General features: G+C 68.4%; 22 protein-coding genes and 2 pseudogenes. 1 reads left to right on the plus strand and 23 read right to left on the minus strand.

The window, feature by feature from the left end:
* Positions 1-8: 8 nt before the first annotated feature.
* From I6B53_RS06590 to rpsP, 8 genes are all read right to left on the minus strand, one after another.
* Positions 9-317 carry a DUF2469 domain-containing protein gene (locus tag I6B53_RS06590; protein ID WP_216763474.1) on the minus strand — a complete coding sequence of 103 codons (309 nt, stop codon included), beginning with the start codon at positions 315-317 and terminating at the stop codon, positions 9-11.
* Between the two features lie 7 nt (positions 318-324).
* Entirely contained in the window at positions 325-1,008 is a 684-nt protein-coding gene (locus I6B53_RS06595) for a ribonuclease HII (protein WP_216763475.1), read from the minus strand.
* A 1-nt stretch (position 1,009) separates the two neighbouring features.
* On the minus strand, positions 1,010-1,756 hold the full coding sequence (lepB, locus tag I6B53_RS06600) for a signal peptidase I (protein ID WP_253953801.1): 747 nt from the start codon (positions 1,754-1,756) through the stop codon (positions 1,010-1,012).
* Between the two features lie 101 nt (positions 1,757-1,857).
* Positions 1,858-2,214: a 50S ribosomal protein L19 gene (gene rplS / locus I6B53_RS06605; protein WP_216763476.1), complete on the minus strand. Its 357-nt coding sequence runs from the start codon at positions 2,212-2,214 to the stop codon at positions 1,858-1,860.
* Between the two features lie 176 nt (positions 2,215-2,390).
* Positions 2,391-3,758 (minus strand): tRNA (guanosine(37)-N1)-methyltransferase TrmD, encoded by a 1,368-nt coding sequence (gene trmD, locus I6B53_RS06610; protein WP_216763478.1) that lies wholly within the window; start codon positions 3,756-3,758, stop codon positions 2,391-2,393.
* Positions 3,758-4,282, minus strand: coding sequence for a ribosome maturation factor RimM (gene rimM, locus I6B53_RS06615; protein WP_216763486.1), 525 nt, complete (start codon positions 4,280-4,282; stop codon positions 3,758-3,760). The genes trmD and rimM overlap by 1 nt, the downstream gene beginning before the upstream one ends.
* Positions 4,283-4,500: 218 nt before the next feature.
* Entirely contained in the window at positions 4,501-4,740 is a 240-nt protein-coding gene (locus I6B53_RS06620; protein ID WP_216763487.1) for an RNA-binding protein, read from the minus strand.
* A gap of 2 nt (positions 4,741-4,742) precedes the next feature.
* Positions 4,743-5,201 carry a 30S ribosomal protein S16 gene (gene rpsP, locus I6B53_RS06625; protein WP_216763489.1) on the minus strand — a complete coding sequence of 153 codons (459 nt, stop codon included), beginning with the start codon at positions 5,199-5,201 and terminating at the stop codon, positions 4,743-4,745.
* Between the two features lie 224 nt (positions 5,202-5,425).
* Between rpsP and I6B53_RS06630 the strand changes: the two genes are divergently transcribed.
* Positions 5,426-6,355 carry an inositol monophosphatase gene (locus tag I6B53_RS06630; protein WP_216763490.1) on the plus strand — a complete coding sequence of 310 codons (930 nt, stop codon included), beginning with the start codon at positions 5,426-5,428 and terminating at the stop codon, positions 6,353-6,355.
* Positions 6,356-6,373: 18 nt separating this feature from the next.
* Here the strand turns inward: I6B53_RS06630 and I6B53_RS06635 are convergent, their stop codons facing one another.
* The 15 genes and pseudogenes from I6B53_RS06635 to I6B53_RS06700 form a co-directional block, all read right to left on the minus strand.
* Entirely contained in the window at positions 6,374-7,489 is a 1,116-nt protein-coding gene (locus I6B53_RS06635) for an amidohydrolase family protein (protein WP_216763492.1), read from the minus strand.
* A gap of 68 nt (positions 7,490-7,557) precedes the next feature.
* Positions 7,558-9,177 (minus strand): signal recognition particle protein, encoded by a 1,620-nt coding sequence (gene ffh, locus I6B53_RS06640; RefSeq protein WP_216763494.1) that lies wholly within the window; start codon positions 9,175-9,177, stop codon positions 7,558-7,560.
* A 143-nt stretch (positions 9,178-9,320) separates the two neighbouring features.
* Positions 9,321-10,607: a signal recognition particle-docking protein FtsY gene (ftsY, locus tag I6B53_RS06645; protein WP_216763496.1), complete on the minus strand. Its 1,287-nt coding sequence runs from the start codon at positions 10,605-10,607 to the stop codon at positions 9,321-9,323.
* An 80-nt stretch (positions 10,608-10,687) separates the two neighbouring features.
* Positions 10,688-11,011, minus strand: a complete 324-nt coding sequence (locus I6B53_RS06650) for a hypothetical protein (RefSeq protein ID WP_216763498.1) — start codon at positions 11,009-11,011, stop codon at positions 10,688-10,690.
* Between the two features lie 79 nt (positions 11,012-11,090).
* On the minus strand, positions 11,091-14,639 hold the full coding sequence (gene smc, locus I6B53_RS06655) for a chromosome segregation protein SMC (protein WP_216763499.1): 3,549 nt from the start codon (positions 14,637-14,639) through the stop codon (positions 11,091-11,093).
* 71 nt (positions 14,640-14,710) lie between these two features.
* A complete protein-coding gene (ndk, locus tag I6B53_RS06660; RefSeq protein ID WP_216763500.1) occupies positions 14,711-15,169 on the minus strand; it encodes a nucleoside-diphosphate kinase in 459 nt (152 codons plus the stop codon).
* 111 nt (positions 15,170-15,280) lie between these two features.
* Entirely contained in the window at positions 15,281-17,101 is a 1,821-nt protein-coding gene (locus I6B53_RS06665; RefSeq protein ID WP_216763501.1) for a cell wall-binding repeat-containing protein, read from the minus strand.
* Between the two features lie 211 nt (positions 17,102-17,312).
* On the minus strand, positions 17,313-18,047 hold the full coding sequence (dhaM, locus tag I6B53_RS06670; protein WP_216763502.1) for a dihydroxyacetone kinase phosphoryl donor subunit DhaM: 735 nt from the start codon (positions 18,045-18,047) through the stop codon (positions 17,313-17,315).
* Positions 18,044-18,682: a dihydroxyacetone kinase subunit DhaL gene (gene dhaL / locus I6B53_RS06675; protein WP_216763504.1), complete on the minus strand. Its 639-nt coding sequence runs from the start codon at positions 18,680-18,682 to the stop codon at positions 18,044-18,046. Before dhaL ends, dhaM begins: the two co-directional genes overlap by 4 nt.
* 7 nt (positions 18,683-18,689) lie before the next feature.
* Positions 18,690-19,682: a dihydroxyacetone kinase subunit DhaK gene (gene dhaK, locus I6B53_RS06680; protein WP_216763506.1), complete on the minus strand. Its 993-nt coding sequence runs from the start codon at positions 19,680-19,682 to the stop codon at positions 18,690-18,692.
* 91 nt (positions 19,683-19,773) lie between these two features.
* Positions 19,774-21,447 (minus strand): folylpolyglutamate synthase/dihydrofolate synthase family protein, encoded by a 1,674-nt coding sequence (locus I6B53_RS06685; protein WP_216763507.1) that lies wholly within the window; start codon positions 21,445-21,447, stop codon positions 19,774-19,776.
* Positions 21,448-21,647: 200 nt separating this feature from the next.
* A pseudogene (locus I6B53_RS11085) lies at positions 21,648-21,879 on the minus strand (IS110 family transposase); the annotation flags it as partial.
* Positions 21,880-22,376: 497 nt separating this feature from the next.
* Positions 22,377-22,515, minus strand: a pseudogene (locus tag I6B53_RS11090) (ISL3 family transposase); the annotation flags it as partial.
* Between the two features lie 45 nt (positions 22,516-22,560).
* The gene (locus I6B53_RS06695; RefSeq protein WP_216764519.1) at positions 22,561-22,707 is read right to left on the minus strand and encodes a hypothetical protein; all 147 of its coding nucleotides are present in this window, start codon (positions 22,705-22,707) and stop codon (positions 22,561-22,563) included.
* 271 nt (positions 22,708-22,978) lie between these two features.
* The gene (locus tag I6B53_RS06700) at positions 22,979-23,476 is read right to left on the minus strand and encodes a hypothetical protein (RefSeq protein ID WP_216763510.1); all 498 of its coding nucleotides are present in this window, start codon (positions 23,474-23,476) and stop codon (positions 22,979-22,981) included.
* Positions 23,477-23,479: the final 3 nt, after the last annotated feature.

Genomic DNA, 23,479 nt, shown 5'->3' on the forward strand with positions numbered 1-23,479 from the left:
GACCAGGGTCAGGCGCGGTCGGGGAAGTCGAGGTCCGGCTTGGACAGCTCCTCGACATTGACGTCCTTGTAGGTGATGACACGCACCGAACGCACGAAACGAGAGGAGCGGTAGATGTCCCACACCCACGCATCGGTGAGGGTCAGCTCGAAGAACACGTCCTGTCCGACAGGGCGCGCCTGCACATCCACCTGGTTGCACAGGTAGAAGCGGCGGTCCGTCTCGACGACGTAGCTGAAAAGGCCGATGACGTCGCGGTACTCGCGGAAGAGCTCCAGCTCCAGCGCATTCTCGTAACTCTCGATGTCCTCGTTCACCCGACCATCATGCCACGCCGGGCAGTTTCCACGACCGACGGTGCTGCCCGGCGGGTCCCAGCCTGGCAAGACCCTCCACATGGGCTGCGCTGGCATATCCCTTGTTCGACGCCCACCCGTACCCCGGGTCGTCCAGGGCGCACATGTGGTCGTCGCGAGCCACCTTCGCCAAGACCGACGCAGCAGAAACCACCGCGCACTCCAGATCCGCCTTGACGCGAGTGACCACGGGCAGCGCGTCCACTTCGGGCCCGCCCGGCAGGGTCGGCGCGTCAGTCGCGGTGAAGAGGTCCTGCGAGAGGCTCAACCAGTCGTGGGAGCCGTCCAAGAGGACGACGCCGGGCAGCCGCCCGCGCCCGACAAGGGCGGCCAATGCACGCCGTGCAGCAAGGCGCAGGGCGGCGACCACCCCGATCTCGTCGATCTCGGCCGCACTGGCCCACCCCAGCTCGTGGTCGAGGACCCACCTGCGCACCGGCTCCACCAGGTCCTCGCGCCGGCGGGCCGACAGCGCCTTGGAATCGGTCAGTCCCTCGGGGGGCGCTCCCACGCCCTCGTCGACGAGGGCGACACCCACCGTCACCGGACCCGCAAGGCAACCGCGCCCGACCTCGTCGATGCCGGCGACGATCCCGTGACGGGCGGCGAGGTCCAACTCGACCTCGCGACTGGCAGTGGGACGCACACCCATGTCAGCTCTGCGGCGAGTTCGCAACCGCCGCGAAGACGTCGCGGTGACCCACCAGTGCCCAACGGTCCGCCGGCCACACGATCGCCCCCGCGACCCCCACGACCGAGGACAGGGGGACGAACGGAGAGTCCGAGGCTCCCATGTGGTAGCGGGAATCGGCGGAATTCGACCGGTTGTCACCCATCACCCACAGGTGCCCATCAGGCACGGTGACGTCGAAGTCGAAAGAAGAGGCGCCGCCTCTTCCCGCCAAGTAGGGCTCGTCCACGGCCACGCCGTTGACACTCAGACGGCCATTCGCGTCACAGCAGGTGACATGGTCGCCACCCACGCCGATGACCCTCTTGACCAGGGTCTCACGCGAGCCGCCCGGCAGGATCCCAAGGAATTCGCCCACGGTCTCCCACCACGCGGGGCTGGGCGAGGGGCCCAGCCAGTCGAGGTCGTCGCGGAAGACGACGACGTCTCCCCTTTTCACGTCGCCGGTCCACGCACTCAGACGTCCCACGGCGATGCGATCCTGTTCGACCAAGGTTTCGCGCATGGACGAGGAGGGGATCCAGAAGACCTGGACGACGAAGAGGCGCAGAAGAGTCGACACGACCACGGCAAGGAGCAGGATGACGCCGATCTCACGCAGCCACACGACAGGCGAGGTCGAATGCGCCCGCGCCTCTCGACGCAGATCCGCACGGGATGGCAGATGCAGTGGCATCTGAGTCTCATCCGTGGTTAGTGTCTCGCTCATCGTCCTCCTTCACCCGCGTTCCGGGTCCGGTCCAACCGTAATGGAAAGGCCCGGCGCCGCACTCTCGCGACACCGGGCCCTGCCACGTTCTCGTTCCGAGATCACTCGGCGGAACCGGAACGGTGCTCCTTGATCTTGGCCGCCTTGCCGTGGCGCTCACGCAGGTAGTAGAGCTTCGCGCGACGGACATCACCCTTGGTGACGACCTCGATGTGATCGATCGTCGGGGCGTGCACCGGGAAGGTGCGCTCCACGCCCACACCGAAGGAGACCTTGCGGACCGTGAAGGTGGCGGACACGCCATGTCCACGGCGGGCGATGACGACGCCCTGGAAGACCTGGATACGCGAACGGTTGCCTTCGATGACCTTGACGTGCACCTTGACGGTGTCGCCGGCACGGAAGGACGGGATGTCGTCACGGAGGGAGGCCGCGTCGACGGCGTCCAGCTTCTGCATTGTTTCTCCTCGACGCACCTGCCGCAGGTCAGTCACGTCTGGTTCGGCAGGCCGAGCCTGCGTCATGATGACGGTCCGGCGCCGTGGCGTCCCCCTGCGGCAGGTTGCGCCGCGTCGGACCGGTTCCCAAGTGTGCCACAGGGGCCGCCCCGCGCCCAAAGGCGCGCAGGCCCGTCCTACCGCTGGGTGGCGGTGATGTTGCGCACCAGGACCTCGTCGAGGTTGACCACGCCCCCCACGATGAACTTTCGACGTGAGACCACTTTGAAGCCGTGGCGCCGATAGAAGCGGATCGCCCTGCCGTTGCCGACGTTCGTCCCGAGAACCACCTGAGAGTTGCGCCCGCGAGTGGCCACGTCGGCCACTGCCCGTTCCAGCAGGGCTCCTGCGATTCCCGAGCCCCGCCAGTCCTCGTCGACATAGCACTTCGACAGGTAAGCGGCCCCCATCTCGATCTTTCCGGGTCGCACCATCTCAGTGGGCATGGCGTGGGCGCCGCCCAGAGCCGTGAAGGTGTAGCCGATCGGCTCGGTGGCGCCGGGGAGGTCCTCGTGGACCAGGAGGATCCGGTTGTCGCGGGGTTCGGCGAGCAACTGGGCGAAGACCTCTTCCGTGAGGTTCTCGGAGATGAAGTCCTCGACGGCTTGGCGTGGCAGGTGCGGCGGGCAGGCCGCCGGGAAGGTGCGCGCGGCCAGAGTGGCCACCGCGGCGGCCTCGTCGGGGCGTGCCAGGCGGATGCGGATGCGGGCACGTCTGGGGCGCACCACTTGACCTGCGCCGGCAAGGATCTCCCGGTCGTGCACGTCCAAGCCATTCGGGTCGAGTCGGTCGAGCATGTCGGGGCGCCGGTGCGCCGTGCGCACGAGGCTGCGGTCGCGCCTCCAGTCCTGGATGCGCCGATGGTTGCCGGACAGGAGGACGCCGGGCACCTCAAGTCCGCGCCATGAGCGCGGTTTGGTGTAGGCCGGGTGTTCGAGCAGTCCTTCGGCGCTGTGCGACTCCTCCACCACGGAGGCCGGGTTGCCGACCACTCCGTCCAGCAGGCGCACGACGGCCTCGACCAGGACCAGGGCGGCCACCTCCCCGCCGTTGAGGACGTAGTCGCCGATCGAGTATTCGACGACCTCGTACTCGCGGGAACGGTAGTGGTCGGTGACCCGCTGGTCGATGCCTTCGTAGCGTCCGCAGGCCACGACGATCTGGTCGGCGCCGGTGAGGTCTTCGGCCATGCGTTGGGTCAGGGGGACACCAGCGGCTGTGGGGACTGCAAGGACTCGGCGCGGAGGCGCCCCACCCTCGTCGGCTGCGGGAAGCGGATGGTCGAGGACTTCGTCGAGGGCGCGTCCCCACACGTCGGGGCGCATAACCATCCCGGCTCCTCCGCCATACGGCGTGTCATCGACCGTGCGATGGCGATCCTCGGTCCATTTTCGCAGGTCGTGCACGGCGACGTCGACGAGGCCGGCTTCGCGCGCCTTGCCCATGAGGGACAGGTCCAGTGCGGCGAAGTAGTCGGGAAAGATGGAGACCAGGTCGATGCGCATCAGCGGGCGCCTCCGTCCGCGCCGTCGCTGACGTCGTCGTCAAAGAGCCCACCGGGGGCGTCGATGACCACTCGCCCGCCCACGATGTCGACGACCGGGACCAGTTGGGTGACGAAGGGGACCATCACCGTGCGCCCGTCGGCGGTGCGCACGAGCAGCAGATCCTGGGCGGCCCCCGGTCGCAGGCCGGTCACCGTGCCGAGTTCGTCCCCCTGCACCGTGAGCGCCGACAGCCCTTTGAGCTGGTGGGGGTACCAGGCGTCGTCTTCGTCTCGTTCCTCGACCAGGAGTTTCGTGCCACGTTCGGCTTCGACGTCCTCGCGGGTGAGCAGCTCCTCGAAGGCCACCAGGACGCGTTCCTTGTGGCTACGTACGGATTCGACGGTGAGCCTCGGATGCGCATCGGAGGTGGTGTCGAGGACGGCGCCGGGAACGACCAAGTCGGGGTCGTCGGTGCGGATGTCGAGGATCGCTTCTCCACGCAGGCCGTGGGCCGGGCCGATGACGGCGGCGGTGAGTCTCATGCCCTAGATTCTACGGGCGCCCTCCCCCTCCCAACCGTTCCCCACCCCGCGAGAATCGTCCATCCGTTCTCCAGATTCGTCCTTCGTTCCATGTAGGACGAATCTCGGCCCGTTGCACCTCCAGTCCCGCGCGAACGGATCGGCGATGGAGAAAGGCCCGAAGGAGTGGGGGTCCACTTCCTCCGGGCCTTTCAGCTGATCTGCAGTGCGCTCGCGCATCACTCCCTGTCGGTGTCGACGACGTCGACACGGACCGGGCCACGCGTGGAGAGCGCTCCGATGACGGTGCGCAGGGCGCGGGCGGTGCGACCGTTTCGACCGATGACTCGACCCAGATCCTCCGGGTTGACCCGGACCTCGAGCAGCTGTCCTCGGCGCTGGCTGCGTGCGTTCACACGCACGTCATCCGGATGGTCGACGATTCCGCTGACCAAGTGCTCCAACGCGTCGGCGAGCATGATCAGGCGTCCTCAGCGGGAGCGTCGGCCTCTTCGGCCGGAGCCTCGGCAGCCTCGGCGGCGGCAGCGGCCTCAGCTTCGGCCTTCTTGGCGGAGGCGTCGGCCTTGCGCTTCTCGGCAGCGGACTCGGCGGCCTTCACGGCCTCGGCAGCCTCGGCGGCCTTCGTGTCCTCGGCGACCTTGACGCGGGAGACCGCATCCTCCTTGCCGTGGAAACGGGCGATGTCGCCGGTGAGGACCAAAAGGTTGCGAACCTGGTCCGAGGGCTGCGCGCCGACACCCAGCCAGTACTGGACGCGGTCGGACTTGATGCGGATGGTGGAGGGGTTGGGGGTCGGGTCGTACAGACCGACCTCCTCGATGACGCGACCGTCGCGCTTCTTGCGCGCATCGACGACGACGACTCGGTAGACGGGCGCGTGGATCTTGCCAATGCGCTTCAGGCGGATGCGAACTGCCACTTGTGTGGTCACTCCTGTTTCGATTCGGGGTGGGGCTCGCGCCGGCCAGGTGGGAAACACAGGCAGGCGTCCGTCCCGGGACACGCATGCCGAGACGTGAGAGGGTCGTCCACGGATGCGGGTACAGCCCTGTATTCTGCCACGTCCGATGCCCTCGCCCCAAGTTCCCGCCCGCTCGAAACCCTTTCATGGGTGTCGGATCCGTCACGGGGCACAATGGTTCCATGGACACCGCCCTGGACACCCACCTTGCCCACGCCGCCCTCGAAGCCGCTTCCGCCGCCGCCCCCTACCTGCGGGCACACGTGCGCCAGGGAACCTCCTTCGACACCAAACACGACTTCCATGATCCCGTCACCATCCACGACAAGGCCGTGGAGGCAGCTCTGCACCACCTCCTGGGGGTCGCGGTGCCCGGCTCGCACGTGCTCGGCGAGGAGACGGGCGAAACGGTCCTCACCGCAGCCGCTCACCCTGCGCGCCCCGAGGTTGCCCCTGAGCCGACCTCCTCCCGATGGTGCCAGGCCGTCGACGCCCTCGACGGACTCGCCGACCGGGTGCGGTGGATCGTCGACCCCATCGACGGCACGTCGAACTTCGCGTGCGGCATGCCGTGGTTTTGCACGTCGATCGGTGTGGAACTCGACGGGCAACGGGTCGCCGGAGCGATCGTCGCCCCCATGTTGCGTGAGGCGTGGGTGGCCGACTCGACGCGAGCCTGGTACGAGGACGGTCAGGGCAATGTCCGTGAACTCGATGCCAAGGGCGCTACCAGTGAGCGCGAAGCGGTCCTGATCTGCTACTACCCGGGCCCTTCATTGTTCGGACCCGACCCGCACACGGTGGCCGAGCGTTTCGCACGCATTGTCCACGCACACCAGTCGACCCGCCGCACGGGAGCGTCCGCCCTGGACCTGGCGCATGTCGCCTCCGGTTGGTTGGGCGGCATGATGGGATTCTCCTTCGGCCCGTGGGACATGGCCGCCGGGACGCACATCGTCGAGGTCGCCGGCGGAAGCATCGAGGACGTGGACCCCGAGGGTGTGCTGCCCCACGGGTTGCGACCCGTGATCCTTGCGGCCGGGGCGGGCCTGGACCTTGCCACCGCCCGGGAGGTCATGGGCGAGGTCGTGGCCGATCTGTCCTCCCGCTGAGCAAAGGCGCACCCGCGGTCAGCGGTGCTCGGCCTCACTTCCGGCAACGAGGGCGCCCGCGACGAGGACGGCGCTCGGCGTGCCCCACACCTCGGGCCGGGTCGACGGGTCCTCCGAGAAGACCTGCAGGTCCGCCCTGTGCCCTTCCGCCACTGGCGGCAGGTGCAGGTGCTCGCGAGCGCGCCATGTCGCAAGGTCCAGGACACGTGTCGGATCCACGCCGAGGGCCACCCAGGCGCGCAATTCGTCGGGCAGGATGCCGTGGTCCTGGTAGCCGCCGGAATCCGTGCCCGGCAGGATCGCCACCCCGGAGGAGAAGAGTTCGCCCTGCTGGTCGCGGCGGCGCTCGAACATTGCGCGCATCGTGGCGGCGTAGACCGGATACTTCGTGCCCGCGGCCGCGGCGAACCGGTCGAAGAGGTCGACCTGCACGAGGGTCGGCGTGACCAGGGTGCCGCGAGAGGCGGCCTCGGCCATCTGGTCGGTGTCCATTCCCGAGCCGTGCTCGATGTCGTCGACCCCGGCCTCCAACAGGTCGTCGACAACCCGGTGGGAGAAACAGTGGACTGCGACCCGCGCGCCGGCCTCGTGGGCGGCGGCCACGGCGTCGACCAGGGCCTCGCGCGGCCACAGCGGATCCAAGTCGGCGTCGACGCCGCGTGAACGATCGATCCAGTCCCCGACGAGTTTGACCCACCCGTCGCCCCTGGCAGCCTCGGCGGACACTGCGGCCGCAAGCTCGGCAGGCTCCACCTCGCGCGGAAGGCCGCGGATGTAGCGCTTGACGCGGGCGACGTGTTGCCCACAGCGGATCAACACGGGTACGCCGGAGGCGTGGGAGAGCTCCGAGTTGTCGACGGGCACTCCGCAGTCGCGCACCGCCAGGACCCCGGTTCGCAGGTTCGCGCGCATCTGGGCGGCGCGCTCGGCGGCGCCCACTGCCCCATCCGGGCCGATCCCGATGTGACAGTGGGCGTCGACGAAGCCGGGAGTGATCCAGCCGCGAAGGTCCGCGGCCCCGGCCTCGTCCTCGGACAGGGCGCGAAGGATGCCGCCCTTGGTCGTCCACCGACCCTGCACCCACGTGGAGGATCCGTCCGGAGTGGGGGTGAGCAACTGTCCTTCGAGGATCACGGGGCCTCCTGGTGCTCGGGATGCGGGGGACGAGGGCGCTGCGGCGTGCCCGCGAAAGGGCGTGCCGCTCAGAGTTGGCCGAGCATGCGGCGCACGTCCTCGGGCAGGTCCTCCATCGAGGGACGTGCCCCCGCACTCGCCTGACCCGTCGAGGGCGCCATCGCGCCGAAGGCGGAGCCTGCCCGGGCAGGGCCTCCGGCCGATCGGTCCTGGCGCTCGTCCTTGGGCAGCAGGGCCTCGAGTTCCTGTTGGCGGCGCTTGGCGGGGTTGCCGGAGCGGCCCGCCTTCTTCATCTTCTTGCGGTCCGCCTGGGCGCGCCGCGCCTGGGCCTTCTGCTTGGCGCGCCCCCCCTGGCCGGGCATGGCACCCAGTCCCGGCACTGCTCCACCCATGGCGCCAAGGTTGCCCATCATGGCGCGGGCCCCTTCGAAACGCTTGACCAGCGCGTTGACCTCGGCGACGGTGGTTCCCGAGCCCTTGGCGATACGGGCGCGGCGCGACCCGTTGAGGATCGACACGTCGGAACGCTCTGCCGGAGTCATCGACCGGACGATGGCTTCGATCCGATTGACCTCACGCTCGTCGAAGTTGTCCAGCTGGTCCTTCATCTGCGCCATGCCGGGGATCATCCCGAGGACCTTCTTCATGGAGCCGAGTTTGCGGACCTGCTGGAGTTGGCTGAGGAAGTCGTCCAGGGTCAGCTGGCCGGACAGGGCCTTTTCCGCGACCTTCTGGGCCTCCTCGGCGTCCATGCGCTTTTCGGCCTGCTCGATCAGGGTGAGCACGTCACCCATGTCGAGGATGCGTCCCGCCATGCGGTCGGCGTGGAAACGCTCGAAGTCGTCCAGGCCCTCTCCGGTGGAGGCGAAGAGGATCGGCGCGCCCGTCACTCCACGCACGGACAGGGCGGCGCCGCCGCGCGCGTCGCCGTCGAGCTTGGACAGGACGACGCCGGTGAAGCCGACTCCGTCGCGGAAGGCGGTGGCGGTGCTCACCGCGTCCTGACCGATCATTGCGTCCAGGACGAACATGATCTCGTGCGGGCTGACGGCCTCGCGGATGGCAATGGCCTGGTCCATCATTTCCTGGTCGACACCCAGGCGGCCGGCCGTGTCTACGATGACGACGTCCACGCCGGTGGTGATGGCCTGGTCAAGGCCGCTCCTGGCGACCTGCACCGGGTCGCCGACTCCGTTGCCCGGCTCGGGGGCCCACACCTGGACGCCGGCGCGCTGACCCACCACTTGCAGCTGGGTGACGGCGTTGGGCCGCTGCAGGTCGGAGGCGACCAGCAGGACGGATTTTCCCTCCTCGCGCAACCACTTGCCGAGTTTTCCGGCCAAGGTCGTCTTTCCGGCGCCCTGGAGGCCTGCAAGCATGAAGACGGTGGGGCCACGCTGGGCGAAGTGCAATTCGCGGGTGGCACCACCAAGAATCTCGACCAGTTCGTCGTGGACGATGCGCACGACCTGCTGGCCGGGGTTTAGGGCCTTTGACCGGGCAGCTCCCTGCGCCTTGTCCCGCACGCGGGCGGTGAACTCGCGTACGACCGGCAGGGCCACGTCAGCGTCGATGAGGGCGCGTCGGATCTGGCTGGTCGTCTGGTCGACGTCCTGCTGGGTGAGGACGCCGCGCGAACGCAACTGCTTGAAGGACTCGCTCAGGCGGTCGGAGAGGTTGCCGAACACGTGTGTGGTCTCCCGGGTCGGGGGGCTTTTCCGCCCGTGTCGGGGCGGAACGGACTGTGGACCAGCCTAACGCACGGCGGCCCCGCTCCCCGGTGACGAGGGCGGGACCGCGGTGGCCGGATCGAGTGGTGATGGCGCGGGCTTCAGGCTCCGACGATGGCTTCGACGAAGGATCTCGGGTCGAAGGGAGCCAGGTCGTCGGCCCCCTCGCCCAGGCCCACGAACTTCACGGGGACGCCCAGCTCTCGCTGGACGGACACGACGATGCCGCCCTTGGCCGAGCCGTCGAGTTTGGTCAGGACGATGCCCGTCACGCCTGCGACCTCGCCGAAGACCTGGGCCTGGCGCATACCGTTCTGTCCGGTGGTGGCGTCCAGGACCAACAGGACCTCGTCGACGGGGGCGTGTCGTTCCATGACGCGTTTGACCTTGCCGAGCTCGTCCATGAGAGTCGCCTTGGTCTGCAGGCGACCGGCCGTGTCGACCAGGACCACCTCCACGCCGCGTTCGACGCCGACCTTGACGGCGTCGAAGGCGACCGAGGCCGGGTCGGCCCCTTCACGCTCGGAACGCACGACCTCGACGCCGACACGCTGGCCCCACGTGGTGAGTTGCTCTGCTGCGGCGGCTCGGAAGGTGTCGGCGGCGCCCAGCAGGACGGAGTGGTTCTCGGCGAGAAGGACACGGGCGAGTTTGCCGACGGTGGTGGTCTTGCCCGCCCCGTTGACACCGACGACGAGGACGGTGGCGGGCACCCTGCCCGAATCCGTCTCATGCGGGTCGAGGTGGAGGCTGCGGTCCGTGTCGGGCCCGACCAGGGTCAGGAGTTCTTCGACGAGCATGGCGCGCACCCGCGCCGGGTCGGTGGTGGCCTCGACCTTGACGCGGGTGCGCAGGGCCTCCATGAGTTCGTCGGTGGCTTCCAGGCCCAGGTCTGCAACCAGTAGTGAGTCCTCGATCTCTTCCCAGTCGGCCTCGCTGAGGTCTCCGCGCGAGAAGATCGACAAGAGTGCCTTGCCGAAGGCGCCGGAGCGGGCAAGGCGCCCACGAAGGCGGGTCATGCGGGAGGGAAGGGATTCGGGGGTCTCGACCTGAGGGGTTTCGAGCCGGGCAGCCTCGACCTCGGGTGCCCCTGCATCGTCAGCCTGGTCCGCGACCTGAGGCTCCTCGGTGCTTGGCGCCCCCGCGGCAGGTCCGGCCTTGGACGTGCTTGATGAGAGCTCCCCGCCCTCGTCGCCAGTCAGCTCCTCGCCGCCGCTGGTTGCGGGCGCTTCGAGGCCGCTGCCGTCGAAGTCGGCCGAGGAGGGCGGCCGGGCGCCGCCTCTGCGCATGAGAAGAGCACAGACACCGCCGCCGAGGATCGCCGCGAACGCACCCATCCCGACGGCGATGCCGGTCGGGTCCTGGAAGAAGTCGATGATCGGTTGCATGGGCCAATCATCCCTCACACGGGCACGGGCCCACCACCCGTGTCACATACGCCATGTGGGGCGCGCGGGCAGTCGCCGCCTCAGGCGCGACTGCGCAGCTCCATTCCGGCGCGGTGGATGCGCACGGTGACCGCCTCCAGGCGGTCGTAACCGGGAAGCGTCGTCGGATCGAAGTAGGCGGACTCGGCCGAAGGGTTCAAGCCCAAGGCGTCCTCCAGGGACTCCCTTTCCAGGTCGGAGACGGAGGAATGCTGGGCGCGGTCGGCCACGTGGTCGACGTTCTCGCGCACGATCGTCCGCCAGTCCGCGGCGCTTCGACGTGACAGGGCGAGCACGGCAAGCATCCCCAGGGCCAGGGCGACGAGGACCAGGAGAAGGACGGACATGAACATCACTGACTGCATGGGCTCACTTTCGCACCTCATGCCACACGAGCCCCTTGCCGGACACGCATCGTGACCGAATCGAGACAGATGAGGTCGGTCACGTACTGCGATCGACGGCCAGTCTCTGCGACACCACGCGGGTCACCCCTTCGCGCATCGTGACCCCGTACAGGGCGTCGGCCACCTCCATCGTCCGCTTCTGGTGGGTGATGATGATGAGTTGGCTGGTGCGCCGCAACTGGGTGAAGACCTCGATCAGGCGCGTCAGGTTGACGTCGTCCAGCGCCGCTTCGACCTCGTCCATGACGTAGAAAGGGGAAGGGCGCGCCCGGAAGATGGCGACGAGGAAAGCCAGGGCCGCGAGGGAGCGCTCACCGCCGGACAGAAGCGAGAGCCTCTTGACCTTCTTGCCGGCAGGGCGCGCCTCGATCTCGATGCCCGTGGTCAACATGTCCTGCGGATCGGTGAGGACCAGGTCGCCGACCCCGCCGGGAAAGAGCGTGTCGAAGGTCTGGGCGAAGTGGGTCCGCGTGTCCTCGAAGGCGCTGGCGAAAGCCTCTTGGACGAGGCGGTCGACGTCCTCGACGATGTGCAGCAGATCCGCCTTCGACTTCTTCAGGTCCTGCACCTGGCTGACGAGGAACTCGTGGCGTTTGGACAGGGCCTCGTGCTCCTCCAGAGCCAGAGGATTCACCCGACCGAGCCGCGCCAGCTCCCGTTCGGCGCGTTGGAGGGCCTTTTCCTGGTGGGCGCGCGAGTAGCCGACCATCACCGGATCGTCCGGGTCGCGATCGGGGTCCAGCAGATCCGAGGGGGCCAGGTTGTGGGGTCCGAACTCTTCGACGAGGACGTCCGCCTCCACGCCGATGTCGTCAATGGCGCGCTGTTCGACCTGTTCGAGTCGCAGACGCAGTTCGGCGCGGGCGATCTCGTCCCGGTGGGTCTCGTCGCGCAGAAGCCTCGCCTGTTCGACGAGGTCGTCCAGGCGCGCCCTGGCCGTGGAGGTGGTCCGGACCAGGCTCGCCCGACGCGCTGCGATCTCGTCACGAGCACGGGTTGCCGCCTGGAGGGTCCTGGCGGCAGCCTCCAAGGTGAGCCGGGCTCCGCGCGCCACGGCCTCGGACAAGGTCAACTCGGACAGTCGCCGGGCCTCGCGGCGGGCGTGTCGTTGACGTTCCTCCCTCTCTCGCGCAGCGTTTTGCCGCAGGGTGCGTGCACGGGACTGGACCTGTCGGGAGCGTTCCTCGGTGGCGCGCAACGACAGGCGGGCCCTGGTTTCTGCCTCACGTGCGGCGCGTGCGGCCGCGGCCGCCTTCCGGGCGGCCTCCTGGGCGTGTGCGAGGTCTTCCCCGGGCGTTTCGGGGGCGGAGGCTTCCAGGCGCACCTGCGCCTCCTCGACCTGCCCTTGGGCCCAGGTCACCTGAGTCCGCGCCCGATCGAGGACCTGCCGGGCCCTTTCGGTCTCGGCTTCGGCGGCTTGGGCGGCCGAGGCGACCCTCGCGAGTTCCTGCGCGGCCTTGGCGCGAGTGGCGTCCTCGTCGCGCAGGTGGCGGAGGGCGTCGTTGGCGGCCTTGACGGCCCGGTCCAGCGCGGTGCTGGCCTCGACGAGGGCGGTCGCAGCCTGCTGCTCACGCAGGGCTGCCCGCTCGGCGCGGCCGGCGGCGTCCTCGTGGGAGGCGCGGCGCGAGAGAGAACTGGCCGAGGCCGCCCCCTGTCCGGTGGCCGACCAGCGGCTGAAGAGGTCCCCTGCACGGGTGGCCACCTGCTCGACCCCGTCGATGCGCAGCAGGTTCTCGACCTCGTCCAGGCTTTCACACACGACGGCCCCACGCAGCAGGTGTGAAAGTGGGCCCGCCAAGTCAGCGGGGGCGAGGCACAGGTCGACGGCCGCAATGGCCCCTGCCGGCAGGGACCGGGGGGACTCCGGCGTTGTGTCTGCGGCTCCGGCGACCGTCATGCGGATGCGGCCCGAGTCGGTTGCGTGTGCCGTGCGCAGGAGCGCCACCGCATCGGAGAGGTCCTCGACCACGGCGGCGTCGGTGAAGGGGGTCAGGAATGCCGCCACCGCATCCTCCCAGCCGGGCCGGACGTCCAAGTGTTCCATGAGGGCGCCGCGCACGCCCGGCCGACCCAAGAGGTCGGCGGTGGCGTCCTCGGGACAGAGGGCACCGGCCAAGGTGTCGCGTGTGGCCTCCCAACGTGCACGTTCGGCCCGGGCCTCGCGTTCCTCGGCCAGCAGCGCGTCGACGCGCGCCCGCGCGGCGTCCCGCACAGCCGTGGCCCGGCTGTGGGCGAGGGCCGCCTCGGAGTCCTCGTCGCTGTCGGCGCTCGCCCGAACATCTCCGATGGCGGCAAGGGCGCTCTCGGCCTGCTGCTGGCGCGCCTGGGCGTCAGTCAGGGCCCTAGCGGCCCGCTCGCTTTCGTTGCGGGCGGCCTCCAGACGTGAGGCCGCGGTGGCCACTCCCCCGGTGAGGCGGGCCACCTTCTCCCTGTGGTCGGCCAGTACCCGGTTGACTCGGGCGAGTTCACGGGAGGCGGCCTCGTCGTCGGCCTCGGCGCGCTCCTTCGCACGCACCGCCTCGTCGAGGGCGCTGCGTTGGCCTTCGACGAGCAGCAGCACCTCGGCGTCCTCGTCCTGGGCTGCGCGGGCCCGTTCCTCGAGTTCCTCGGGATCGTCACCATTGGGCGGAGCCTCGGCCCGGGAGTGCACCTTGACGCGTTCCATGGCGGCCAGCAGGGTCCCTGCGAGGCGTTCGTGCAAGGTGGTGGCCCGTTGCCACTCGAGACCCGCCTTGTCTTCGAGCGGGGCCAGGGCGTTTCCCGCTTCACGCAGTTCGGCGACCTCGACTCGCGCGACACCCACCTGTGCCTCCAAGGCCTCCTGGTGAGCAAGCCGCGCCTTCTCGTCACTGCCTTGGGCTGCCAGGCGTTCGCGTGCGGCGACCACGTCCTCGGCAAGGATGCGGGCCCGGGCGTCCCTGATCGCCGCCTGGACCAGGTGTGCGCGGCGGGCTGCCCTCGCCTGCCTGGCCAATGGTCCGAGTTGTCGGTGGATCTCATTGGTCAGGTCCAGGACGCGCACCAGGTTGGCGTCCATGTCGGCCAGTTTGCGCAATGCACGTTCCTTGCGACGGCGGTGTTTGAGGACTCCGGCGGCTTCCTCGATGAAGGCCCGGCGTTCCTCGGGACTTGAGGACAAGATGGCGTCGAGTTGGCCTTGTCCGACGATGACGTGCATCTGGCGGCCCATTCCCGTGTCCGAGAGCAGCTCCTGGATGTCGAGGAGTCGCGCGGGCGCGCCATTGATGGAGTACTCGGAGCCGCCTCCGCGAAAGAGGGTCCGGGAGATCGTCACCTCCGAGTAGTCGATGGGCAGCAGTGCGTCGGAGTTGTCGATCGTCAGTTCGACCTGGGCGCGCCCCAATGCCGGGCGGGTGGAGGTGCCGGCGAAGATGACGTCGGCCATGTTGCCGCCGCGCAGGGTCTTGGCACCCTGTTCCCCCATGACCCACGCCAAGGCGTCGACGACATTGGACTTGCCGGACCCGTTGGGGCCCACCACGCAGGTGATCCCTGGTTCGAGCCGCATTTGCGTGGCTCCTGCGAAGGACTTGAATCCTCGCAGCGTCAGGGTCTTGAGGTGCACTCCCACAGAATAAGGGGTTCCCGCGCCTCATTCGCGCGAGAACCCCCGACTCAGGACGGCGCGAGAGCGCCTCAGTCGCGGTAGCCGAGTTCGGGGAACCACAGGGCGATCTCCCGGTCGGCCGAAGTCACCGAGTCGGACCCGTGGACGAGGTTGTGCACCGCGGGTTCGTTCCAGTCGCGCCCCAGGTCGCCGCGGATGGTGCCCGGGGCGGCCAAGGTCGGGTTGGTGGCGCCCATGAGACTGCGGACTCCTTCGATGACACGGTCACCCTCGACGATGACGGCGACGATGGGGCCGGAGGTCATGTACGTCAACAGGTCCGTGAAGAAGTGCTTGTCCTTGTGTTCGGTGTAGTGCTCGGTCAGCAGTTCCTCGCTGGCCCGCTTGATCTTGAGGCCCTTGAGCACATAACCCTTGGCTTCGATGCGTCGCAGGATCTCTCCGGTGAGCCCCCGGCGGAAGCCGTCGGGCTTGACGAGGACGAGGGTGTGTTCCTTTTGGGGATCGAGCAGGTCAGGGGTGGGCATCGTCGACACCTTTCACGTCAGCTGGATGCGGCAGCACCGCACATGGGCCCTTCGACCCAGAGCTGAGTTCATGGTGTCATGCCGCCCGGCTCTTGTCACACGATTGCAGGATCAGGAGGCCCAGTCCCGCACGCCGAGTTCGGCGAAGACGGGACGAACTGCCGACCAGCCGACGGCGCCGGGGCCGCCGACCACGTCGATCCGAGCGGGCGCGTCCAGTTCCTTGACCCGGTCCATGGAGGACACGGGCAGCGCGTCGGGACGAGAGAGCAGCAGATTCGCGTTCCCCTGGGCCGCCAGGACGGATGCGGTCAGCGCGTCAGGGAAGTCCGTGCCCGTGGCCAGGACCGCCCGTTGCTCGCTGCCCGGGTACGTCACAGCCAGTTGCGCGGCGGTGGCGTAACGGTCGGCACCGGCGATGCGCTGCGCCAAGGGGATGCGGGCACTTTCAGCCGCCGACACCGCCGCTCCGCCGACGGCCACCACCTTTCTGTCCCCATTGGCGCGAAGTTCGGCAGCGGTGGTCCTGGGCAGCGTGGAACCGTCCGTGAGCAGGACGACCGCTGAGGCTCGTTTCGAGACGGCTCCCGCGGAAAGGGCATCGGCGAATCCGCGTCCGTCGGCCAGCAGCACCCGGGTGGGTTTGTCGCCCGACACTGCCGCTGTCTGTCGAGCGACCTCGACGGCGGTGACGAAACGGTCCTTTCCGGCGATGCGACGCACATCCATGCCCGCCTTGCGCAGGGAGGACTCCACCGAGGCCGGCACCGCACCGGTTCCACCGACGATCGTCACTGTGGAGACTCCTCGCCCGCGCATGGACTCCAGGACGTGGTCCTCGATGCCTCCTCGCGCGGTGGTCAAGTAGATGGGAGAGGCGGAGCGGGACGCCAGACCTGCGGCCACGAGGGCGTCGGCGTGGTCGCGCCCCGTGGCAAGGACGGCGCTTGTGGACTCGGGGGAAGCCTCGGCCACGGCGACGGAGGTGGCGACGCGATCGGCTCCGGCGAGGCGCCGAATCGTCGAGGCGGGGGCGCCGGCGTCCGCATTTTCGGAAGAGCCGAGGTCAGTCTTCCACTGGGGCCTGGCCACGAGGACGACATTGGCCATGCCACTGGTGTTGAGGTCTCCTTCGACGACGCCCGCACCCGAGGCGCGGCCCCAGGAGTGGATGACACGGCCCGCACCCAAGTGCAGGGCCACGTGGTAGACGTTCCCGAAGTAGGCCCCATTGCCGCTTTCGGGGGAGCGGCGGTCATTGGGGGCCTCCACCGGCGAGTAGAAGACGATGTCCCCGGCGCGCAGCTGCGAGGGGTTCGTCATCTGCCACAGCTGCCCGCGGGCGTGGAAGAAGCGGGCGATGCGGTTGGCTTGGCCCAGGCCCGACTGTTTGATGTCGCCGGGCAGGTCGACCCACGTGTGCTGGCGGGTGTTCTGGTCAGCCGCATAGGTCGAGTGCTGGTAGTCCCAACCGGCGATCATCATGGTCACGAAGACGCCGCAGGTCACCGCGTAGGGCTTGCGCTGGGTGCGGTGAATGATGGTGCTTTCGGCAATGGGGCTCACCGCCCCTTGGACGTCTCCTTGCCACTGCAGGTCCGTGCCGGCCTTGACGAAGGTCTCCGCACGGCGTTCCAGGTCCTCGACCACGACTTGCGAAGCGGGCTCGCCCACGGGACCTTGGGGGAAGTTCGGCACCGCCCACTTGCGCCCCCCTTCCAGGGGGACTGCGATGGCGGCCGTTGCTCCCGTGGGACGGGAGGTGAGGATCGTGTAGGTGACCTCCACCCCGTCGTCGGGAGCGTCGAATCCGCGCACCCTGACCGTTCCGGACAGTCCTTTGGCCCTCAAGAGGTCCTTGTTCGTGTCGAGGACCTTGGTGACCTCATCGGCTGACGGTGCGGCGGGGGCCCGGTGGGACGTCGGACTCACCCCCTGCCCTCGGTTCGTCTCGGGCGGCGAAGCCAGCGCGTGGGTTGCTGGGGCCAGTGCCAAGGCGAGACCGAGGGCAAGAGTGAGCAAACGACGCATGTGGTCCTCCGAAGCTGGGCGATGTCGAGCTTGTACAAGTTCTGTGACCGCGGACCATTGAACCACACACATCCCATCTTTGAAGGGTCGAGGACGGGTTCCGGTGCGGCGCTCAGGCCCGCCCCTCGATGAAGGCGACACAGGCGTCCACGGCTTCAATCGCCTGGGAACCGCTGGCCTCCACGACGACCTCGTCCCCTTGGTGCACTCCCAGACTCATCATCTCCAACATGGATCCGGCGTCGGCGCCATTGACCGTGATCTCCGCATCCCACTGGTCTGCCACCTTGACCAGCAGTGCGGCCGGTCGGGCGTGCAGCCCCATGGGGTCGGCGACCACGGCCACGCGTCGCGCCCTGTCACCCTCGGCAGCGGCACTGTCCATCGGAGCATCGGCGCCGACGCGCTGCATCCCCGGGGCCTCGCCCTCGGCCGAGGTCGTGCCAGCGCACGGAGAGCACCACTGGGCGGCAGCGGCAAGGGCGCTCTGCGACACTGCGTCCAGATCCGCCCCACCCTGCGCCTCCACTGCGGCAAGGAGGGCCGCCTCGACGAAGGGGGCGTCGACGAAGCGCGCGTCCTCGCCCTCCTCCAGGGTCTCCAGCACCGCCTCCACGGTCATCGTCGAGGAGCCGAGGTCGGTGAGGAACAGGACTGCGTCCCCCGCGTCCAGTCCCTCGCGCATGGCCGCCTCGATCTTGTCCCAGGAAGTGCCGATCCCACCCTCGTCAGTGCCGCCGGCGGGCAGTATCCGCACGTCAGGCGCCATTTCGGCGGCCAGTTCCGCGGCTCCGGCCGCCAAGGTCCGCGAGTGTGAGACGAGAACCAGGGTGACCTGCGGGCTCACTGCTCCCCCTCCGCTGCGGCGTCGGCCGCCGCCCTGAGGATCAGGGAGGTCGACACCGCGCCCGGATCCAGATGGCCGATGGAGCGCGCCCTCAAGTAGGAGGCGCGCCCTTTGGTCGCCTGCATGGGCTCGGTGGCCTTGGCTCCGGCCTCGGCGGCCTCGGCGGCGCGCGCCAAGGTCTCCTCCGGGGAGGCTCCTCCAGCCGCAGCCTCCTGGGCGGCGCGCAGGGCCGGCGCCCAAGCGTCCACCATGGTCTTCTCACCCTCGACGGCCTTGCCGCGCGCCTGGACTCCGTCCAGCGCCCCCGCGACCAGGGCGGCCACCCCGGCGGCCTCGACCTCGTCGGAGGTCACGGCCTTCGCCGCACGCAGGAACGCCGTCCCGTACAAGGGGCCGGAGGCACCGCCGACGGTGGACATGAGGGTCTTGGCGACGGTCTTGAGCACCTCCTGGACGCCGATGTCCGGGGCGGCGGCCAGCACCTCCTCGACCTTGGCAAAGCCACGGTCCAGGTTCTCACCGTGGTCACCGTCGCCGATCTGGCGGTCAAGGTCGACCAGGTACTGCCGTTGGTCGGCGATGACGGCGCGCGTGCGGCGCATCCAGGCGTGCGCCCATCGGGCGTCGAGACTCATTCGTTCCTCACTTCCAGGCGGGGGTTGCCACAGGGGCGTCGAAGAGGTCGAGCAATTCGTCATCGACCCTGAGCAGGGTGATCGACACGCCCGGCATCTCCAGGCTGGTCACGTAGTCACCGACCAGCGACCGGACGATCTGCACCCCGTCGGCCTCCAACAGGGCGGCCAACGCGCGGTGACAGATGTACAGCTCGGAACCGGGGGTTCCGCCCATGCCATTGACCAGTGTGACCACGCGCTCGCCCGCAACCAGCCCCAGGTCCTCGCGCACCTTGCCGTAGAGTTCGGCCACCAGGACGTCGACGCTCTCCATGGCGCCGCGCCGGTAGCCTGGCTCGCCGTGGATGCCGATGCCGATCTCGATCTCGTCCTCGCCCAGGTCGAAGGAGGGCTTGCCGGCGTGCGGCACCGTGCACGGGCCCAGGGCAAGTCCCATGGAGCGCATGGAGGCGTTGACCTTCGTGGCGATGGCGGTGACGGTGTCCAGGTCGTCGCCTCGTTCTGCGGAGGCGCCGGCGATCTTCTCGACGAGGATCGTGCCGGCCACGCCGCGGCGGCCCGCCGTGTACAGGGAGTCCTCGACGGCCACGTCGTCGTTGACAACGACGCTGGTCACGCGGATGTCCTCCATCTCGGCCAGTTCCGCGGCCGTCTCGAAGTTGAGGACGTCGCCGGTGTAGTTCTTGACGATGTGCAGCACACCTGCGCCGTGGTCGGCGGCCTTGGTGGCTTCCAGGATCGGGTCAGGGGTCGGTGAGGTGAACACGGCGCCGGGCACGGCAGCGTCCAGCATTCCCAGTCCGACGTAGCCGGCGTGCAGGGGCTCGTGACCGGAGCCGCCCCCCGAGACCAGAGCGACCTTGCCTTCCTCCTTGGGTGTGGCGCGGGTGACGAAGTCGGGGTCCAGGTGGACGGTGACCAGGTCCGCGTGGGCAAGTCCGAATCCTTCGAGGGTCTCCTTGACGACCTCGTGGACGTCATTGACCAGCTTCTTCATGGTGCCTCCTTGCATCAGTTCGAATGGTCGTGCAACCGTGTCCAATCGTGCCACCAGTGGGCGTCGGCGACCACGGGAACGGTGGTCCTGATCAGCGGCGTCGCGCCTGGACCATGTCCAGGAGGGCCCCCGCGAGCAGGACCGACCCAAAGACGAGGACCCCCGCACGATCGGCCGGGTCGGTGGCGGCCTCGGCGCAGGTGACCGCCGTGTCGACCGCTTCGACGAGGTCGCCTGCGCCCTGCACTCGGTCGGGTCCGAAGACGTCCTCGGCGATGCGATGCAGGTCCTCCAAGTCCATGGCGCGCTCCCCCGGCATCTCGACCAGGACGAGGTGCTCGATGTGGGGTTCCATCTCGGCCAGGACGCCCTCGACATCCTTGTCCCCCATAGCGGAGTAGATGCCGACGACATGGCGGAAGTCGAAGCTCTCCTCGACGGCGTCCGCCAAGGCGCGAGCACCTGCCGGGTTGTGCGCCGCGTCCACGACGATGGTCGGGGAGGAGCGCACGACCTGCAGACGGCCCGGAGAGGTGGCCGAGACCATTCCCTGTTCGACCAGGGTCGGGTCCAGGGTGCGTCCTCCGAGGAAGGACTCGACGGCGACGAGGGCGGCGGCGGCGTTGTGTGCCTGGTGGGCGCCGAGCAGCGGCACGAAGACGTCCTCGTAGACGGCCGAGGGTGTGCGTACGGTGACGAGCTGCCCACCGACCCCCACTTGGCGCTCCAGGACCTGCCAGTCGCGTCCCTCCAGGCGTACGACCGCATCGACCTCGCGGGCACGCTCTTCGATGACTTCCAGGACTTCGTCCTCCTGAGCGGCCACGACGACGATCTGCCCGGCCTTGATGATGCCGGCCTTCTCGGTGGCGATCTCACGCAGACTGGCACCCAGCCACTTCTCGTGATCCTTGGCCACCGGCATGATGACCGAGACACCCGCGTCGATGACGTTGGTCGCGTCCCACAGGCCCCCCATGCCGACTTCGATGACGGCGGCATCCACGGGGTGGTCGGCGAAGGCGGCCAGTGCCATGACCGTGAAGACCTCGAAGAAGGAGAGCCTGGGGCCGCCGCCTTCGACACTGGAGGCGTCGACCATGTCGATGTAGGGGGCGACATCGTGCCAAGCGGCGACGAAACCGGCGCGGCTGATGGGCTCGCCTTCCACTCCGATGCGTTCACGCACGTCACTGAGGTGGGGTGAGGTGAAGCGTCCGGTTCGCAAGCCACAGGCGCCCATCAGGGCGTCGATCATGCGAGTGGTCGAAGTCTTCCCGTTCGTGCCGGTGACATGGATGCTCGGGAAGGCGTCCTGCGGGTCGCCGAGGATGTCGAGGACCGCGCGCACGCGCTGCAGTGAGGGCTGGATCCTGTGTTCGGGGGCTCGGGTGAGGATGTCACGATAGATGCGGTCGACCTCGACGGCCAAGGCGGCCTCGTCGGCCGCCCCGGCCAGGGCCTGTTCGCGCTCCGCGCGGTCCGCTTCGATGTCCTCGACCCATTCCTCACCCTCGGGCAGGGCGCCCTGGAGTTCGGCGAGCAGTTCGGGATCGGTCACCATGTCGTGGGCGACGAGGGCGCGCAGCGCGGCCAAGCGTTCGTCCTCAGCCGCCTCCTCCGCGTCGACGCCGCCCTCGGCACCGTCCTCGTCGTCGGGAAGGTCGGCGGCTTCGAGGTATGGCAGCAGGTCCGACGGAACTCCCGGACGGTCGTCGTCATTGGTGTGGTCGTCACCGAAGAATGCGGGGTGTCCGCCTGACATGTGTTCCTCCCACCGTGGGCCGTGGTTGCGGTCAACCAGTCTATGTGTCCCCTTGACCCAAGCGGGCGAGCCGTCCCGGCCGTGCCGGGCGGGCCCGGGGGGTGCTCCTGTGTGGCGTGTCAAGCGGCGGTGGTTGGTGGTTGGGCTGGTGGTGGGTCGTAGAGGGTGGCGTTGCCGATCATGGCGTGCTGGGCGATGAGCTGGCGGGCCAGGTCCCGATCGAAGCCGGTGAGCACCCTCAGCGCGGCGTCCTCGTCGGTGGCATTGATGGCTCTCAGGGTGTGGGGCATGGTCCGGGCGGCCTTCGTAGACCTCGCCCAGGCGGGCCTCGTGGTTGGGCAGGGCCATGTCCAACAGCTTCTTTCGGCCCTGGGTCAAAGCCGTGGCCCAGTGCTCGGCCTGGCCGACATCGATACCGACGAAGACCTCGATGTCTCCCACCTCCATGGGCGCCTCCTTGGCGGGCAATGGCCAGTGAGAGGGCGTACCTGTCCCGCACCCACGTCACCCAAGACCCCAACCCACAAGAGTCGGCCGTTCCCCCAATCAGCGGTCACCAGCGCCCGTGGTCGCGGGTGACAACACCCCCGGATCATCCATGGACAGGGGCAAGACATCATGCCCACGACCACTGACCGGGCACCGGACCATCCAGAACCACCAACAAGGTCACGGGCGATGAACGCCTCGAAGCGGAACGAGAACTGCGAACCTCCGTTGTCGGTCACGATGGTCGCCACCGGGACCACGTCGCCCGTGTCAGGGTCCGTCGGGCAAGCGTGGGGCAGAGGGCGGCCGAACGGCTTCCCGTGGTCGGCCAAGGCCAGCTCGACCGCGCGGGTGGCGTCGTACTGGTTGGCGGTGGGCGAGATGTGGAAGGGATTTCTCGCACCTTCGAGGGCCATTCGTGTTCAGGGGCTCTTCGCGTTTCAGGGGTGTTGTAGATGGGGTCTGAAGCCGCCGGTTTCGAGGAGGCTTCGGGTGATGTGGTTGGCGCGGCTTCGGAACCCTTGGGCGATGCCGCGTAGGTGTTCGAGGCGACGAATTGATGGCTTCGGTGGGGCCGTTGTGGCGCAAGTCGGGTCAGAGGCGGCTGATTGAGCCGTCGGGCCTCTACAGTGCGCGCACGAACTGGACTGCGACGTCGAGCGGGACGGGATCCCATTGCATGACGTAGTGAACTGCGGCCATTTCGCCGGACTTCGAGGAGTCGCGCAGTTTGCGGACCTCGGCTCGGTCAACGGGGCTCTCGGCGAGCATTCGCTCGAGCGAGAGCCCGTACGTCGTACGGTAGTGATCCCGTTGTGCCTTCTTACGAGGATTGTTGTTGACGACCGACCATGCGCCAATCGCGAAGATTGCGGCAATGGGGAGACCGTAAAGTAGGGCCGGTGCGAGGAGATCCATACCAATCATTCCTTAACGGCAAGTGGCCACTCTTGACCTGGAAAATCTGCAAGCACATTCTTCATCTCGATGATCGAGGCTCCGCATGCCACGAGTGTCACGCCGAGGAGGGTACCTGCGGCAATCAACTCAGCCGCTGTGACTCCGCAGTCCAAAGCGATGACCCCAAGCCCACAGGAGACAACGCGAGTGTACCACAAGCTGCGACACCTGCAATGGCCTTAGCCGCGCCCGGCTGGTCGGACACCGCCTGAACATGAGCCTCGCGCGCGGCGCCCTTCCACTTCTCGGTGCTGATGAGATGGCTTGGGCTCGTGGCGTCGGAAATGTCAATCATGGGCGCTTCGGCGTCTGTCACCCAGCCGTGAGCACGATTGAAGAAGAGACCCGGTACGGCGGCCCACTCGAGGAACTCTCCGACTTTCTTCAGGAGAGCCTTGGTTGCGTTGACGACGGACTTGGAAGCGTTGACGACAAGATCGGCCATCCAGTCCATGACCAAAGGCGAATCGAGTGCCGAGACAACAGCTGTTCGTAATTCCTCGCCCTTCGTGCTGACGCGCTCAACGTTCAGATTGAGTTCGTTGATGGTGGCCTCGTACGTTCCGACGTTGAAACTCATGGG

Source organism: Schaalia sp. 19OD2882, from assembly GCF_018986735.1.
Classification (GTDB): Bacteria; Actinomycetota; Actinomycetes; order Actinomycetales; family Actinomycetaceae; genus Pauljensenia.

Coding starts and splice junctions, on each gene's coding strand:
- I6B53_RS06700 (WP_216763510.1), bottom strand. CDS start 23,476: ATGAGTTTCAACGTCGGAACGTACGAGGCCACCATCAACGAACTCAAT.
- I6B53_RS06620 (WP_216763487.1), bottom strand. CDS start 4,740: ATGCTCGCCGACGCGTTGGAGCACTTGGTCAGCGGAATCGTCGACCAT.
- dhaL (WP_216763504.1), bottom strand. CDS start 18,682: ATGAGTCTCGACGCCCGATGGGCGCACGCCTGGATGCGCCGCACGCGC.
- trmD (WP_216763478.1), bottom strand. CDS start 3,758: ATGCGCATCGACCTGGTCTCCATCTTTCCCGACTACTTCGCCGCACTG.
- ndk (WP_216763500.1), bottom strand. CDS start 15,169: ATGCCCACCCCTGACCTGCTCGATCCCCAAAAGGAACACACCCTCGTC.
- I6B53_RS06695 (WP_216764519.1), bottom strand. CDS start 22,707: ATGCTCGCCGAGAGCCCCGTTGACCGAGCCGAGGTCCGCAAACTGCGC.
- lepB (WP_253953801.1), bottom strand. CDS start 1,756: ATGAGCGAGACACTAACCACGGATGAGACTCAGATGCCACTGCATCTG.
- I6B53_RS06595 (WP_216763475.1), bottom strand. CDS start 1,008: ATGGGTGTGCGTCCCACTGCCAGTCGCGAGGTCGAGTTGGACCTCGCC.
- dhaK (WP_216763506.1), bottom strand. CDS start 19,682: ATGAAGAAGCTGGTCAATGACGTCCACGAGGTCGTCAAGGAGACCCTC.
- I6B53_RS06630 (WP_216763490.1), top strand. CDS start 5,426: ATGGACACCGCCCTGGACACCCACCTTGCCCACGCCGCCCTCGAAGCC.
- rimM (WP_216763486.1), bottom strand. CDS start 4,282: ATGAGACTCACCGCCGCCGTCATCGGCCCGGCCCACGGCCTGCGTGGA.
- ftsY (WP_216763496.1), bottom strand. CDS start 10,607: ATGCAACCGATCATCGACTTCTTCCAGGACCCGACCGGCATCGCCGTC.
- I6B53_RS06650 (WP_216763498.1), bottom strand. CDS start 11,011: ATGCAGTCAGTGATGTTCATGTCCGTCCTTCTCCTGGTCCTCGTCGCC.
- I6B53_RS06685 (WP_216763507.1), bottom strand. CDS start 21,447: ATGTCAGGCGGACACCCCGCATTCTTCGGTGACGACCACACCAATGAC.
- rplS (WP_216763476.1), bottom strand. CDS start 2,214: ATGCAGAAGCTGGACGCCGTCGACGCGGCCTCCCTCCGTGACGACATC.